Source organism: Cupriavidus basilensis, assembly GCF_008801925.2.
In the GTDB taxonomy this organism is placed as follows: domain Bacteria; phylum Pseudomonadota; class Gammaproteobacteria; order Burkholderiales; family Burkholderiaceae; genus Cupriavidus; species Cupriavidus basilensis.
On record NZ_CP062803.1, the window covers coordinates 1,193,276 to 1,207,824 of the forward strand.

At 66.2% G+C, this 14,549-nt stretch carries 12 protein-coding genes; 4 read left to right on the forward strand and 8 right to left on the reverse strand.

From position 1 onward, the window contains the following. The first annotated feature begins 194 nt into the window (after window positions 1–194). On the forward strand, window positions 195–2,516 hold the full coding sequence (locus F7R26_RS05390; RefSeq protein WP_150986230.1) for an NADP-dependent malic enzyme: 2,322 nt from the start codon (window positions 195–197) through the stop codon (window positions 2,514–2,516). Window positions 2,517–2,666: 150 nt separating this feature from the next. Here the strand turns inward: F7R26_RS05390 and F7R26_RS05395 are convergent, their stop codons facing one another. Beyond that, window positions 2,667–2,912 carry a hypothetical protein gene (locus tag F7R26_RS05395; protein ID WP_043344643.1) on the reverse strand — a complete coding sequence of 82 codons (246 nt, stop codon included), beginning with the start codon at window positions 2,910–2,912 and terminating at the stop codon, window positions 2,667–2,669. Window positions 2,913–3,187: 275 nt separating this feature from the next. Between F7R26_RS05395 and F7R26_RS05400 the strand changes: the two genes are divergently transcribed. Next, the gene (locus F7R26_RS05400) at window positions 3,188–4,300 is read left to right on the forward strand and encodes an aromatic ring-hydroxylating dioxygenase subunit alpha (protein WP_150986229.1); all 1,113 of its coding nucleotides are present in this window, start codon (window positions 3,188–3,190) and stop codon (window positions 4,298–4,300) included. A gap of 58 nt (window positions 4,301–4,358) precedes the next feature. On the opposite strand, the gene F7R26_RS05405 is transcribed toward F7R26_RS05400, so the two are convergent. After that, window positions 4,359–5,888 carry an MFS transporter gene (locus tag F7R26_RS05405; RefSeq protein WP_338404697.1) on the reverse strand — a complete coding sequence of 510 codons (1,530 nt, stop codon included), beginning with the start codon at window positions 5,886–5,888 and terminating at the stop codon, window positions 4,359–4,361. Window positions 5,889–6,068: 180 nt separating this feature from the next. Between F7R26_RS05405 and F7R26_RS05410 the strand changes: the two genes are divergently transcribed. Then, window positions 6,069–6,950, forward strand: coding sequence for a LysR family transcriptional regulator (locus F7R26_RS05410; protein ID WP_150986227.1), 882 nt, complete (start codon window positions 6,069–6,071; stop codon window positions 6,948–6,950). Between the two features lie 18 nt (window positions 6,951–6,968). On the opposite strand, the gene F7R26_RS05415 is transcribed toward F7R26_RS05410, so the two are convergent. Beyond that, window positions 6,969–8,165 carry an MFS transporter gene (locus F7R26_RS05415; protein WP_241754432.1) on the reverse strand — a complete coding sequence of 399 codons (1,197 nt, stop codon included), beginning with the start codon at window positions 8,163–8,165 and terminating at the stop codon, window positions 6,969–6,971. Window positions 8,166–8,343: 178 nt separating this feature from the next. Between F7R26_RS05415 and F7R26_RS05420 the strand changes: the two genes are divergently transcribed. Next, on the forward strand, window positions 8,344–9,237 hold the full coding sequence (locus F7R26_RS05420) for a LysR family transcriptional regulator (RefSeq protein ID WP_150986226.1): 894 nt from the start codon (window positions 8,344–8,346) through the stop codon (window positions 9,235–9,237). 102 nt (window positions 9,238–9,339) lie between these two features. On the opposite strand, the gene F7R26_RS05425 is transcribed toward F7R26_RS05420, so the two are convergent. The 5 genes from F7R26_RS05425 to F7R26_RS05445 all read right to left on the reverse strand — a co-directional run bounded on the left by F7R26_RS05425 (window position 9,340) and on the right by F7R26_RS05445 (window position 14,519). Then, entirely contained in the window at window positions 9,340–10,425 is a 1,086-nt protein-coding gene (locus F7R26_RS05425; RefSeq protein WP_150986225.1) for a porin, read from the reverse strand. Between the two features lie 243 nt (window positions 10,426–10,668). Then, window positions 10,669–11,187 carry a 2-oxo-4-hydroxy-4-carboxy-5-ureidoimidazoline decarboxylase gene (uraD, locus tag F7R26_RS05430; protein WP_150986224.1) on the reverse strand — a complete coding sequence of 173 codons (519 nt, stop codon included), beginning with the start codon at window positions 11,185–11,187 and terminating at the stop codon, window positions 10,669–10,671. A 20-nt stretch (window positions 11,188–11,207) separates the two neighbouring features. After that, window positions 11,208–12,170: an allantoinase PuuE gene (gene puuE, locus F7R26_RS05435; protein ID WP_150986328.1), complete on the reverse strand. Its 963-nt coding sequence runs from the start codon at window positions 12,168–12,170 to the stop codon at window positions 11,208–11,210. Between the two features lie 48 nt (window positions 12,171–12,218). Beyond that, the gene (locus F7R26_RS05440) at window positions 12,219–13,625 is read right to left on the reverse strand and encodes a nucleobase:cation symporter-2 family protein (protein ID WP_043344656.1); all 1,407 of its coding nucleotides are present in this window, start codon (window positions 13,623–13,625) and stop codon (window positions 12,219–12,221) included. Window positions 13,626–13,775: 150 nt separating this feature from the next. After that, on the reverse strand, window positions 13,776–14,519 hold the full coding sequence (locus F7R26_RS05445; RefSeq protein WP_150986223.1) for a GntR family transcriptional regulator: 744 nt from the start codon (window positions 14,517–14,519) through the stop codon (window positions 13,776–13,778). Window positions 14,520–14,549: the final 30 nt, after the last annotated feature.

Consider the following 14,549-nt stretch of genomic DNA (forward strand, 5'->3'; position numbering starts at 1 on the left):
TCAAATCCCTGGATGCCCCAGTGGGAGGGGCTTCGCGCCGGGCTTGGGTGAGCTAGAATGACGGCTCGATTTTTCGGCCCGAGCCGCCGGAGCCCGTCTTTGAATGCTGCAATGGAAGATTCCGGCAAGCCACGCCGGATACGACCGGCGCAGCCTCGGCGGGCACTGGCAGGGCCACTTCCTGGACGAGCATAATGACCAGCAAGACCGGCGGTGATGCACCGCAACATGCCCCCAACAGTCCTGAAGCGCAATTGCGCCTGGCCGCGCTGGAATACCACCGCAGCCCGACCAAGGGCAAGATCCAGGTAAACGCGACCAAGGCGCTGTCCAACCAGCGCGACTTGTCCCTGGCCTACTCCCCGGGCGTGGCCTACGCCTGCGAGGAGATCGCCAAGGATCCCGCGATGGCCGCCGAGTACACCTCGCGTGGCAACCTGGTGGCAGTGATCACCAACGGTACCGCCGTGCTCGGCATGGGCGACATCGGTCCTCTGGCCGGCAAGCCGGTGATGGAGGGCAAGGGCTGCCTGTTCAAGAAGTTCGCCGGCATCGACGTGTTCGACATCGAGCTCGATGCGCACGACCCGGACAAGATCGTCGAGATCGTGGCCGCGCTGGAGCCGACGATCGGCGGCGTGAACCTCGAAGACATCAAGGCGCCCGAGTGCTTCTACATCGAGAAGAAGCTGCGCGAGCGCATGAACATCCCCGTCTTCCACGATGACCAGCACGGCACCGCCATCATCTCGGGCGCGGCGCTGCTCAACGGCCTGAAGGTGGTCGGCAAGGATATCGCCAAGGTCAAGCTGGCGGTCTCCGGCGCCGGCGCCGCGGCCATCGCCTGCCTGGACACCATGGTGAGCCTGGGCGTGACCCGCTCGAACATCTCGGTGGTGGACTCCAAGGGCGTGATCTATGTGGGCCGCGACGCCAACATGGAGCCCAACAAGGCGCGCTACGCGCAAGACACCTCGAACCGTACCCTGGCCGATATCGTCAATGGCGCCGACGTGTTCCTGGGCTGCTCGACCGCCGGCGTGCTGACCGCGGAGATGGTCAAGACCATGGCCGACAAGCCCATCATCCTGGCGCTGGCCAACCCCGAGCCGGAAATCCGCCCGGAAGTGGCCAAGGCCGCGCGTCCGGACTGCATCATCGCCACCGGCCGCTCGGATTACCCGAACCAGGTCAACAACGTGCTGTGCTTCCCGTACATCTTCCGTGGCGCGCTGGATTGCGGCGCCACCAAGATCACGGAAGCCATGAAGCTGGCCTGCGTCAAGGCCATCGCCGACCTGGCCGAAGCCGAGCTGAACGACGCCGTTGCCGCCGCCTACGGTGGCCAGGAACTGAAGTTCGGTCCGGACTACATCATCCCGACGCCGTTCGACCAGCGCCTGATCGAGAAGATCGCGCCGGCGGTGGCCAAGGCCGCCGAGGAGTCCGGCGTGGCCACCCGTCCGATCAAGGACCTGGAAGCCTACCGCCAGCAGCTCACCCAGTACGTCTACCACACCGGCCTGATCATGAAGCCGGTGTTCACGGCAGCCAAGGCCGCGCCCAAGCGCGTGGTCTATGCCGAGGGCGAAGAAGAGCGCGTGCTGCGCGCGGTGCAGACCGTGGTGGACGAAGGCCTGGCCCGTCCGATCCTGATCGGCCGCCCGCACGTGATCCAGATGCGCATCGACAAGGCCGGCCTGCGCCTGAAGGCCGGCACGGACTTCGAGCTGATCAACCCGGAAGACGACCCGCGCTACCGTGCCTACCACGAGGCCTACCACGCCCTGCGCGGCCGCGACGGCGTCACGCCGGACGTGGCCAAGGTGATGCTGCGCCGCTCCAATACGCTGATCGGCACCATGCTGATGCATATGGGTGACGCCGACGCCATGCTGTGCGGCACCGTGGGCCGCTTCGAAGCCCACCTGGAGCATGTGCGGGACGTGATCGGCCTGGCGCCGGGCGCCAAGGTGTTCGCCGCGATGAACGCGCTGATGCTCGAGAAGTACACGCTGTTCATCACCGACACCTTCGTCAACGACGATCCCACCGCCGAGGAACTCGCTGCCATCACGCAGCTGGCCGCCGAGGAAATCGCGCGTTTTGGCCAGCATCCGAAGGTGGCGCTGATGTCGCACTCGATGTTCGGCTCGTCGGACCGCCCGTCGGCCAAGAAGATGCGCGCGGCCCATGAGATCCTGGTCCGTGAGGCGCCGCACCTGGAAGTGGAAGGCGAGATGCAGGGCGACGCCGCCCTGGTCGAGGACGTGCGCCGTCACTTCCTGCCGGGCACCAAGCTGGCCGGCAGCGCCAACCTGCTGGTCATGCCGACGCTGGATGCGGCCAATATCGCCTTCAACCTGCTCAAGATCACGGGCGGGCAAGGCGTCACCATTGGCCCGATCCTGCTGGGCGCGGCCAAGCCGGTGCACATTCTCAATCCGCAAGCGACCACCCGCCGCATCGTCAACATGACGGCGGTAGCGGTGGCCGAAGCCAACGCGGTGCGCTGATCCGGCGGCGCGGCCGGCTTGCCGGCCGCCGCCCAATGAGAACGGGGCTCCTCTGGAGCCCCGTTTTTTTGACCGGCTTGTGAAGCAGTTCCGCCGGCCCGGAAAACCTGTCCTGCCCTGATCCCGTTGCCGCTATCGCTGCTATTGCCGCTATTGCAGCATGTTGTACTGTTCGCGCATCACGACGATGATGGACTTGGCCGCGGCCAGCCGGGTTGGCAAATGGTCCTCCTCCTCGCGCGGGAAATCGACTTCCGCGCTCCAGTTGCAGCCGGTGTGGTCAGGCTGGTGAACGCGCATGGCATGCAGTTCGCACTCGCCGCACTCCGGATTGTTGTTGAGGAACTGGTTCAGGATGGCCATCAACTCCGACCGGGTCTTTGCATCACGCCGCATGAGTCACCTCGTCCGCTGCCGTCTTGTTGCCTGGAACCTAAATCTAGGCACGCAGGCGCAAGCCCGCCAATTGAATCGCCCTATTAAGCGGCGGCTTTCGATCCCGAATTCCGGTAGTTTGTCTCTATCGCACTGCAACAAATCCATGCTGCGTCGCGGCACTGCCGAAACCCGCGGCGCCCGATCCGGTCGAACCGCCATGGCGCGGCGCGCCGCGATCCGGCGGCGAGGCTCCCCTCGGCGTCAGCGTCAATACCATCCTCAAGGCAGTCCCGATGCTAAAGAATCTCTGGTATGTGCTGGGCCATTCAACGGATGTGCGTGCCGAGCCTGTCATGGTGACCGCGCTTGGCCAGAAGCTGGTGCTGTTTCGCGATAGCGCCGGCCTGGCCTGCGTGCTGTCCGACGTTTGCGCGCACCGGGGCGGCTCGCTCAGCCATGGCCGCATGGTGGGCGGTGAGGTGGCGTGCCCGTACCACGGCTGGCGCTACGACGGCAACGGCATCTGCACGCATATCCCGGCCCAGCCGGGGCTGCGGGTGCCCGCCCGGGCGCGCGTGGACGCCTACCCGACGGTGGAACGCTTTGGCTGGGTCTGGGCCTTCCTGGGCGACCTGCCGCCGGCGCAGCGGCCACCGCTGCCGGATCTGTCCTGGGCCGAGGATCCCCGTTTCCGGCTGGTGCGCGGGCATTTCGACTGGGATGCCAGCTGGGACCGCGTGATGGAGAACGGCCTGGATTTTGCCCACGCGCCATTCGTGCATGGCACGGCCTTCGGCGACCCGGCGCATCCCGAGATCGACGACTTCACGGTAGAGGCAGGCGAGTGGCAGGGCGAAGCGCGCATGCGCATGTACCGCCCGCGGCGCCGTTCCTGGCCGGCGTGGCTCGCGCGCGGGGCAGCGGATGGCCGGGTGCCGGTCTACACCACGCCGGGCTACCACTTCTCCGGGCCGTGCACCACGTTGCGGCTCGAGCCCCGTCCCGGCTGGGAGATCCGCATCGTCTCGGCGCACCTGCCGGTCGACGCCAAACGCACGCGCACCCTGTGGATGATGGGACGTACCTTCATGAAGAGCGCGCTGCTTGACGCGCGCACCCGCCGCAGCAACCTGCGCATCTTCGAGCAGGACCATGCCGTGCTGTCCCGGGTTTGCCCCCAGCACACGCCCGACGACTGGCAGGAGGAAGTGTCGGTGCGCTCGGACGGCTTGCAGATCGCCTTTCGCAAGACGCTCAAGGCGCTCCAATCGCGCGGCTGGGAAATCGACCTGGCCCGCATGGCCAGCGAGTTCGCGGGGCGCAAGGCGTGCGCGATTCCATGCCCGGCGCGGCGTGAATCGTCGGCCTGGGCCATTGCCGGCGTGCCGACCCGGGGAGGCGGCTGAGCGTACCGGGCATCCCCTGCGTCAGGTAGTCGCTGCAGGTGGACTTGCAGGGGGACTTCTAGGCGCAGCGGCCCGCGGGGTCGGCCGCCGCCTGGCGCCCTCGTTTGCCGGGAGCGAACATCATCAGGCTGAGCAAGGCGAGCACCCAGGCGCCAATTCCGCCATACAGCATCACCCAGCCAAAGCCATGGACCAGCGCCCCATGCAGCGCGGCGCCGGACGCGTCCAGGGCGGGCAGTTGCGCGAAGGCGTCACCGGGCGCATCCAGGTTGCCGGCGGCAATGCGCTGCGCCAGCGCGCGCAGCTGCAACGCATCGAATGCCCCCGGAAAGGCACGCTTCAGATACGCAGAGATCCCTGCGACCAGGATGAATCCCATCAGCGCGATATTGACCGCCAGCGAGATCATCCGCGCGCTCATGTCGATGCCCGACGCCATGCCCGCGCGGCTGCTGGGGACCGAGCCGGTGGTGGTGTTGGTCACCGGCGTGTTGGTGATGCCCAGGCCGATGCCGGCCAGCAGCGCGCCCGGGAGCAGGGTCAGCCAGCTTGCCTGCGCCAGGCTGCTGCCGAGCTTCATCAGCATGAAGCCCAGCCCGATCGTGAACAAGCCCAGGGGAATGACCCTGCCGGCGCCGTAGCGCAGCGCAAGCCGCTCTCCCAGCGGCGGAAACAACAGCGTGGGCAGTGTGTAAGCCAGCAAGGACAACCCGGCGGCCACGCTGCCGTAGCCCAGCGCGCCGTGGAAATAAAGCGGCAGGTAAATCATGAACGGCCAGAAGCTGAAGTTCATGCCCATGGAGCCAAGCAGCGCGCCCGAGAAGTTGCGGCTGCGGAACACAGAAACATCGAACATCGGATGCGGATTGAGTTTTTCCGCGAGCAGGAAAGCCACGAAGCTGGCCGCCGTCGCGGCCGTCATGCCGATCGCGGCGGCGCGTGAGACGCCGGCCTCCGGGCCCTGCGTGATCAGGTAGGCCAGGCCGAAAACGGCCAGCGACAGCGTGACGATGCCCGCCATATCGAGCTTGCCCGCCTGCGGATCGCGCGACTCTTCCACGCCCGCGATGACCAGCGCCAAGGTCAGGATGGCCAGCAGGACGTGCACCAGGAACACCCATTGCCAGCTGGATACGGCAACGATCATGCCGCCCACGATGGGCCCGAAACCCAGGCCGATCCCGAACACGATGCCCCATGCGCCAAAGGCTTTGCTGCGCTCCTTGCCTTCCTGGAACTGATGCGACAGGATCGCCACCAGGCAGATCAGCATCGCGCCGCCGGCCATGCCCTGGAGGAACCGGCTGGCAATCAGCACGGCGGCGCTTTGCGCCAGGCCGCAGATCAGGGAGGCGATGCCGAACAAGGCAATGCCGAGGATGAACATGCGCTTGCGGCCAAAGCGGTCGGCCAGCGTGCCGGCCGCCATCAGCACCGTGGTGCAGGCGATGGTGTAGGCATTCATGATCCATTGCATGTCCTCGAAGCCGCCGTGCAGGACGTGCTCAAGGGTGGGCAGAATGACCGGCACACTGGAGATCTCCAGGCCGAACATCAGCGCGGCCAGGCAGACGGCGGCCAATGCCATTTGGTTTTTACGGGAATGAGTGAGGTGCATCGAGGGTGCCTTCCAGGCGAAGCCGGTTGCGGGGAATGGATGGCGTCGTGCTCGACGCCGGTCCTGGCGCACATTGTGGGCGAGTCCTCGCTATGATAGAAATGATCTAATTTCTTCCAATTCATTAGCGCTCATCATCAATAAGGGACCATGGATTTCGATCCGACACTGCTGCGGGCCTTTGTCGCCGTCAAGGAAACCGGCGGCTTCACGCGCGCGGCGCAGCGGCTGCACCTGACGCAGTCCGCGGTCAGCCATCAGATCCGGCGGCTCGAAGAGCAGGTGGGCCGGCCGCTGCTGTACCGCACGACGCGCACCCTGACCCTGACCGAGGACGGCAACGATTTTCTGCAGCACGCGGAGCAGATCCTGGCCTCGCTCGATGCACTTTCGCGCCGGTTCCAGCCCTCTCCCGTTTGCGGCGTGGTGCGCTTCGGCGTGCCGGAAACCTTCCTGGGCGAGCGGCTGCCGCAACTGCTGTCGCGCTTCGCCCGGGCATTCCCCGCGGTGCGTCTCGATGTGAACGTGGGCACGTACCTGGACTTGCGCGCGATGATCAAGGCCGGCGAACTGGATCTGGCCGTGGTGTTGTCGGCGCCAGGCGGGGAGGGCGGCACGGTGTTGCAGCACACGCAGTTCGTGTGGGCCGCCGCCCAGGCCTTCGAGGTCGCACCGGGTGCGTCGTTGCCGCTTGCGTTGTCGCCCTCGCCGTGCGTCAACCGGCAGGTGGGCATGGCGGCGCTGGAGGGCACCGCCATACCGTGGCACGTGGCGTTTACGTCGCCAAGCCAGGAGGGCATCCGCACCGCGGTACTGGCGGGGCTCGGCGCCTCGGTGCAGATCCGCGGCGACCTGAAGCCAGGGATGAAGGTGGTCGATGGCCAGTACGGCTTGCCGGCGCTGCCGGCAGCGGATTTTGCGCTGATCTGGAGCGACGGCGAGAAGACGCCGGCCGCGCGCGAGTTCGGGCGGTTGCTGGTGAGCCTGCAGGCGCCGCCGCCAAAGCCCGGGCGACGGCTCAAGAATCCCTAGCGCTCGCGGCGCGGCGCGCTAGGCTACGCCGGGCCGCGCCGGGAACCCATGCCCGCGCGAGCCCCACGCAATCAACAGCCCCACAACCAGCAACGCAAGCAGCGCCCACGGGAACGCGCCGGCGCCGTGCGTCTCCAGCAGGACGCCGCCGACGATGCCGCCGGCCGCAATGGCGAGGTTCCAGGTGGTGACGAGCATCGATTGCGCGACATCCGCGCCGGGCCCTGCCGCCTCGGCGGATGCGGTCTGCAGCAAGGCGGGGGCGCCGCCGAAGGTCAGGCCCCAGGTCACGACGGCCAGATAGACCACGACCGGATGGCTGCCGCCGATGGCGAGCGCCAGCGAGGCCATGGCGAATAGCCCAAGGCTTGCCAGCACCAGCACGCGCAGCATGCGGTCGATCAGCAGGCCGCTGACCCATACGCCGCCCAGCGATGCCACGCCGAACACCAGCAGCACGATATCCACCTGCCCGGCCAGCCCGGCTGGCACAAGAAAGGGCATGACATAGGTGTAGAGAATGTTGTGGGCCATTACCCACAAGGCCAGTACCGCCAGGACTGGCCGCACGCCCGGGGTCGAGAATACCCGGCGCACCGGCATGTGCTTGCCCGCCGCCTGGCCAGGGTAATCCGGCGCTCTCAGCGCGACCCACGCCATCACGGCCAGCGCCAGGACCGACATCGCGCCAAACGCGGCGCGCCAGCCCAGCGTGTTGCCCAGCAGCGTGCCGAACGGCATGCCCAGGCACATCGCCAGCGGCGCGCCGACGCCGGCCACGGCCAGTGCGCGGCCCTTGAGGTGATCCGGCACCATGCGCCGCGCATAGCCTGCGAGCATGCCCCAGATCAGGCCGCCCGCCATGCCCGCCAGGAAGCGCGCCACCAGCGCCACCGCGTAGCCGGGCGCCAGCGCGGTGAGCGTATTGAAGGCCAGCAGCCCGGCCAGCGCGGCCAGCAGCAACGGCCGGCGGCGCCAGCCTTGCGTGGCCGCCGTGAGCGGGATGGCCGCCACCAGCGAGCCGATGGCATAGAGGCTCACGAACTGGCCCGCGAGCGCCTCGGATACCCCCATCCCCTCGCTGATGCGGGAGAGCATGCCGGCGGGGATGGTCTCCGTGAGCAGCGTCAGGAAGCCCGCCATGGCAAGCGCAAGCAGGGCCGGCAGCGGCAGGCGGTCTGTGCCTGCCACCGCGGTGTTGTTCATTGTCAGCATGTTGGTTCTTCTCATTTCTTCCCATTTCCCGGGCAACAGAATGGGGCGAGTATTGTCTGTGCGGGACTAATGAACAATGGGCTATAGTTCCAAACATATCTGACAGATCAGTCAGCAATCAAGTCTGTCAGCCGTCGAAGTTTTCGAAGTCATCGAAGCCATCATCGGGAGGTCGGCAATGGATAGCCTGGGTTCGCTTGGCGTGTTCGTCAGGGCTGGGGAAGCCCGCAGCTTCACCGTGGCGGGCCAGCAACTGGGCATCTCGTCCTCGGCGGTCAGCAAGGCAATCGTGCGGCTGGAGGCGCGCCTTGGCGTGCGGCTGTTCCATCGCTCCACCCGTAACGTCAGCCTGACCCCGGAGGGCGCGCTGTTTCTCGAGCGCTGCCGGCGCATCCTTGGCGAGGTCGAGGCGGCGGAGATGGAGCTCTCGCAGACGCAGAGCGCGCCGCGCGGCAAGCTGAGGATCAGCCTGCCGTCGATCGGCACCCCGTTCATGAACCGGCTCGCCGAGTTCAAGCGGCGCTATCCCGAGGTCGAACTGGAGATCGATTGCACGGACCGGCTGGTGGAGGTGATCGAGGAAGGCTTCGATGCGGTGATCCGCACGGGAGAGCCCAACGATTCCCGCTTGATGTCGCGCACCATCGGCTCGTTCCGGCTGGTGATGGTCGGCTCGCCGGACTATTTCCGGCGAGCGGGGCTGCCGCGCGAGCCCGAGGATCTCGCCGGCCATGACCGCCTGCTGTATCGCTACCCCAACACCGGCAAGCTGCAGCCGTGGCCGCTGTGCCGCGATGGCCAGCCGGCCGGGATCGGGGCCGAGCGGCAGGCCAGCATGGTGACCAACACGCTGGAGCCGCAGGTGTGCTTCGCCGAGCAGGGCCTGGGCATCGCCTGCGTGCCGGATATTTCCATCCGGCGCCAGCTCGACGATGGCACGCTTGTCAGCGTGCTGGACGACTACAACCAGGACCGCACGATGCTGCGGGTGCTGTGGCCGTCCAGCCGCCAGCTGTCACCCAAGCTCCGGGCCTTTGTGGACTTCATCGCCGGGAGCCCGCTTGCCGCCTGAGCACGGCGAGTTGGCGGGACATGAAAAAACCCGCCAGAAGGGCGGGTTGGGCGGGTCGGGCGGGAGGGCGGATAGCCGCTCCCCGCTGACAAGGGGAAAGCGTCAGAACTTGTGGCGCAGGCCCACACCGAAGGTGTCGCCGTGCGACAGGTCGGTGATCTTGTCGTAGAAGTAAGCGGCGTAGACGTCGGTGCGCTTGGACAGGTTGTAGTCGTAAGCGACCGCCACCGTGTTGCGCTTGAAGTCCGCGACCGAGTTCTTGGTCTTGTCGTAGGCGTAGGACGCCAGGATATTGCCATTGCCGACCGGCACCGAAACGCCGACCTGGCCGTTGGTGTGTTTGATGTCGCCGTTGACGTTGTTGTTGATGTCCGACTTGATGTACTGGCCTTGCGCGAACAGCTTGACGATCTTGAAGTCGTAGCTCACGCCGCCCTGCACGGCATTTTGCTTGCTGAAGCCGACCAGCAGCGGGCTGGTCGACGCGGTCACGTCACCCGGCGTGCTGTCGAACTTGACCTGCTGGAAGGCCAGCGTGGCAGCGAACGGGCCGTTGAAGTACATCAGGTTGCCGCCCCACTTGTTCTGGCCGGTTGCGCCAGCTTTCTCGCCAAACGAATAGATCACGTTGGCGGTCAGGCCGCCGAAGTTCGGCGTGGAGTACAGCAGCGAGTTGTTCCAGCCCGAATCGCCGATGATGCCCGGGTCGTTCACGCGGGCCGTGGAGGCGCCGAAATAGGTGTGGAACACCATCGGCGAGAACACGTAGGAGTCGATCAGCGGGTTGAACAGGATGGTCGACACGAAGTAAGGCGTGGTGTTGCGGCCCAGCTTGATGGTGCCCAGCTTGTCGTTCTGCAGGCCCACGAATGCATTGCGGCTGAACATCGAGTCACCGTTGAAGCGGCCCGAGGAGCCACTGTCGGTGCGGAAGAAGCCGTTCAGGTCGAAGATGGCCTTGGTGCCGCCACCCAGGTCTTCGGTGCCCTTGATGCCCCAGTACGAGGTCTGCATGCCGCCCGAATTGGCGACATAGGCGCGGTTGGCGGCGCCGACGTTCTTGACACCGCCGACGAACATGTCGGCCTGGCCGTACAGCGTGACGCTGGATTGCGCCATGGCCGCGCCGCTGAAAAGGGCTGCCGCCATCGCTGCCAGCTTGAGGGCCGGCTTGATCTGCTTATGCATTGTGGGTTTCTCCGTGGTTGATCCGTTGCGTTCTTTGTGTACTGGGTCCCTGACGGGTTCTATTAGCTTTCTTCGCGCTACGCGCTTGATTTGGTGCCAGGCAGGCGCCGGACCTGGGCTCGGTCCGGCCTCTGCCCGTTACAGCAGCATGGGTAAGTCAGCGGTTAATCAGTGGTCAATCGGTGGTAAAGCGGTGGTACGACAGAGGTAACGCAGGGCTAACGAACCCGCTGCTTTTTTGGCTCAGCCGGATACTAAGTCGTTCAGGCGGAATTGCGCAATGCGGTGGATCTGGTTGATGCAAGTTTGCAACTCTGTGGCCGGTTCGTTGTTCACGCGCCTTGCGAACTCGTCGATGATGCCGGCGCGGTCGTAGCCGCGCACCGCCAGGATGAAGGGGAAGCCGAATTTCTCGTTGTACTGGCGGTTGAGCGACTGCAGTTGCTCGAACTGCGCCGCGGAGCACTGGTCCAGGCCGGCGCCGCTTTGCTCGCGGGTGGATTCGGCGGTCAGCTCGCCGCGCACGGCCGCCTTGCCGGCCAGCTCCGGGTGGGCGCGCACCAGCTTGATCTGGGCGGCATCGCCCGCGCCGTCCACGATGGCGCGCATGGCGTCGGCCAGCGCGGCAGCATGGGCGAAGGGGCGCTGCGCGGCGGCGGCTTGCGCCACCCACGCGGAGTGTTCATAGATGCCGCCGAGCGCCTGGATGAAGTCGGCGGCCGGCATGGCATTGAGTTGGTCGAGGGTGTAGGTCTGGCTCATGGTTCGGCTTATCGTTTGGCTTATCGTTCGGCTTGGGCGTGGTTCTGTGCGGAGTAGGGATGGGTTTCGGCCCAGTGGCGCGCGATATCCACGCGCCGGCAGATCCAGACCTTGTCGTGTCCCTGCACGTAGTCGAGAAAGCGCTGCAGCCCGCGCATGCGGCCCGGGCGGCCCAGCAGGCGGCAATGCATGCCCACCGACAGCATCTTGGGGCGGTCCAGCCCCTGCGGATCGCCCTCGGCGTAGAGCACGTCGAAGGCGTCCTTGAGGTACTGGAAGAACTGCTCGCCGGTGTTGAAGCCTTGCGGCGTGGCAAAGCGCATGTCGTTGGAGTCGAGCGTATAGGGCACCACCAGGTGAGGCTTCTTCTCGCCGCCGGTGACTTCCACCTCGGTCCAGAAGGGCAGGTCGTCGCCGTAGTAGTCAGAGTCGTACAGCAGGCCGCCGTGCTCCACCACCAGGCGGCGCGTGTTGGGGCTGTCGCGGCCGGTGTACCAGCCCAGCGGCAGCGATCCGGTCAGCTCCTTGATGATCTGCACGCCGATGCGCATGTGCTCGCGCTCGGTGGCTTCATCCACGCCCTGGTAATGGATCCAGCGCCAGCCGTGGCAGGCGATCTCATGGCCAAGCTCGACGAACGCGCGGGTCAGCTCCGGATGGCGCTGCAATGCCATTGACACGCCAAAGATCGTCAGCGGCAGCCCGCGCTGCTCGAACTCGCGCAGGATGCGCCAGACGCCGGCGCGCGAGCCGTACTCGTACACGCCCTCCATGCTCATGTGGCGGTCGGGGTAAGCCGCCGCGCCGATGATCTCGGAGAGGAACTGCTCGGAGCCGGCATCGCCGTGCAGCACGTTGTTTTCGCCGCCCTCTTCGTAGTTGAGGACGAACTGCAGCGCAATGCGCGCGCCGCCCGGCCAGCGGGCGTGCGGCGGCTGGCTGCCGTAACCGATCAGATCGCGTGGATAGTTGTGGCTTGTCATCAGGGTCATGGTTCTTCAGGAAACTGTGCCGGCCGCCGCCGGCTGGACTTATTCCGTGCCGTGCGAGTTGGCCGCGGCGTTGCGCATGGCTTCTTCACGCGACTGGATGCCGTTGAAGAAGACATTGAGCACGACTGCCACGATGGTGCCCAGCACGATGCCGCTGTGGGTGAACGGGTCGGTCCACTTGGGCAGGTACTGGAAGAAGGTCGGCGCCAGCGTCGGGATCATGCCAAAGCCGATCGAGATGGCGACGATGAACAGGTTGAAACGGTTGCGGTTGAAATCGCACGAGCCCAGGATGCGGATGCCGGTGGCGGCCACCATGCCGAACATCACGATGCCCGCGCCGCCGAGCACGAACTGCGGCACCGAGGCCACGATGTGCGCCATCTTCGGGAACAGGCCCAGGCCGATCAGGATGATGCCGCCGGCCACCGCCACATAGCGCGAGCGCACGCCGGTCACCGTCACCAGGCCCACGTTCTGCGAGAACGAGGTGTAGGGGAAGGTATTGAACACGCCGCCGATCACGGTGCCAAGGCCGTCCGCGCGCAGGCCGCGGGTCAGGTCCTCGTTGGACAGGCGCTTGCCGGTGATGTCGGCCAGCGCGAGGAACATGCCGGTGGATTCCACCAGCGTGATCAGCATCACCACGCACATCGACAGGATGGCCGGAAGGTCGAAGGTCGGGATGCCGAAGTGCAGCGGCGTGATCAGCGCGATCGCGCTGGCGTCGCTAAGGCCTTCGAAGGAAACCTTGCCCAGCGCCATCGCCACCAGGGTGCCGATCACGATGCCAAGCAGCACCGCGCAGTTGGAGATCAGGCCGCGGCCATACTTGCTCAGCAACAGGATCGCCACCAGCACCAGCGCCGCGATGCCCAGGTTGCCCAGGTCGCCATAGGCGAGGTTCGGCACATCCTTGACCACGCCGTCGATCACGGCACGGGTGGTGGGCTGGCCGCCGGCCGCCCAGTTGATGCCCACCCGCATCAGCGACACCCCGATCAGCGTGATCACCGTGCCGGTGACGACAGGCGGGAACAGGCCCAGCATGCGTCCCATCAGCGGCGCCACCAGGATGCCGAACACCCCGGCGGCAATCACCGCGCCGTAGATGCCCAGCAGGCCCACGTTGGGGTCGGAGCCGATGGCGATCATCGGCGCCACCGAGGCAAAGGTCACCCCCATCATGACCGGCATGCGGATACCGAACTTCCAGAAGCCGAACGCCTGGATCAGCGTGGCCAGGCCCGCCGCGAACAGGTCGGCATTGATCAGGAAGGCGAGCTGATCCTTGGGCAGCTTGAGCGCGCCGCCGATGATCAGCGGCACCGCGACGGTACCGGCATACATCACCAGCACGTGCTGCAGGCCGAGCGCAAGCAGCCGGCCCGAAGGCAGCCGCTCGTTGGTTTGGTCCGTTGTGACCGTGGTGCTAGCGCTAGTCATGGATGTGTCTCCTCTCCTTTGGATTTGATGGGAACGCTGCCGGGCGGGGTGGCTCTCGGTATGTGACTCCGGCTTCGCGCATCGTCGGGGACGCGTTTCTCATGAGCAGGAATCGGGCCTTGGCCGCAGGTTGGCAGCGGGAACAACCTGCTAGGTGGAGTGACCCAGCACGCTGCGAAGATCGAAATTGCCCGGTTCATCGGGCTGCACACGGTCGGCGCAAGCGCCGAGATGGTGCGCCATGCGGCTCTGGGCCAGGGCGGCATCGCCCTGTTCCAGTGCGTCGAGGATCTCTTCGTGTTCGTCGAAGGAGCAGGCGTTATTGCCCGGCGCCTCGACGCTGGCGATCATCAGCGTGGTGCGCGACACCAGCCGGCGCATCATGGTGACCAGCAGCGCGTTGCCCGAAAGCTCGGCCAGCGCGGTATGGAACTCGGCCGACAGGCGGATCCACTTGGGCCGCTCATTGGTGAGAAAGGCCTGGCGCTCGGCCTGCACCATCTTGCGCAGCGGCGCGATCACGCGCTTGACGTCGCGCATGCCGGCGAGCTTCTCCAGTACCGCACGCTCCAGCATCTGGCGCAGCTCGAACATGTCGTGCGCCTCGTCGGTGGAGGGGCTGGCGATGAAGGCGCCGCGGTTAGGCTCCAGGTCCACCATGCCGTCGGCGGCCAGGTGCGCCAGCACCTTGCGCACCGTGTGGCGCGCGGTGGCATAGATTTCGCACAGCGAGTGCTCGGTCAGCTTGGTGCGCGGGGGCAGACGGTGCTCCATGATCGCGTCATAGATCTCGTGATACATGCGCTCCTCGACGGAACCCTTGCGGGCGGGCTTGATTTCGGTCGGGGCGGCGGTGTCATCGGCACCGGCGATCAGCTTGAGACTCTTGGACATCTTGGCACCAGCGTATCGGTGAGGAGGGGA

Bases quoted from the DNA above. Each gene is read 5' to 3' on its own strand.
- F7R26_RS05445 (WP_150986223.1), bottom strand. From the start codon at position 14,519: ATGTCCAAGAGTCTCAAGCTGATCGCCGGTGCCGATGACACCGCCGCC.
- F7R26_RS05410 (WP_150986227.1), top strand. From the start codon at position 6,069: ATGGATTTCGATCCGACACTGCTGCGGGCCTTTGTCGCCGTCAAGGAA.
- puuE (WP_150986328.1), bottom strand. From the start codon at position 12,170: ATGACAAGCCACAACTATCCACGCGATCTGATCGGTTACGGCAGCCAG.
- F7R26_RS05405 (WP_338404697.1), bottom strand. From the start codon at position 5,888: ATGGCATTGGCCGCCGTCTGCCTGGCCGCGCTGATGTTCGGCCTGGAG.
- F7R26_RS05440 (WP_043344656.1), bottom strand. From the start codon at position 13,625: ATGACTAGCGCTAGCACCACGGTCACAACGGACCAAACCAACGAGCGG.
- uraD (WP_150986224.1), bottom strand. From the start codon at position 11,187: ATGAGCCAGACCTACACCCTCGACCAACTCAATGCCATGCCGGCCGCC.
- F7R26_RS05415 (WP_241754432.1), bottom strand. From the start codon at position 8,165: ATGCTGACAATGAACAACACCGCGGTGGCAGGCACAGACCGCCTGCCG.
- F7R26_RS05400 (WP_150986229.1), top strand. From the start codon at position 3,188: ATGCTAAAGAATCTCTGGTATGTGCTGGGCCATTCAACGGATGTGCGT.
- F7R26_RS05425 (WP_150986225.1), bottom strand. From the start codon at position 10,425: ATGCATAAGCAGATCAAGCCGGCCCTCAAGCTGGCAGCGATGGCGGCA.
- F7R26_RS05390 (WP_150986230.1), top strand. From the start codon at position 195: ATGACCAGCAAGACCGGCGGTGATGCACCGCAACATGCCCCCAACAGT.
- F7R26_RS05420 (WP_150986226.1), top strand. From the start codon at position 8,344: ATGGATAGCCTGGGTTCGCTTGGCGTGTTCGTCAGGGCTGGGGAAGCC.
- F7R26_RS05395 (WP_043344643.1), bottom strand. From the start codon at position 2,912: ATGCGGCGTGATGCAAAGACCCGGTCGGAGTTGATGGCCATCCTGAAC.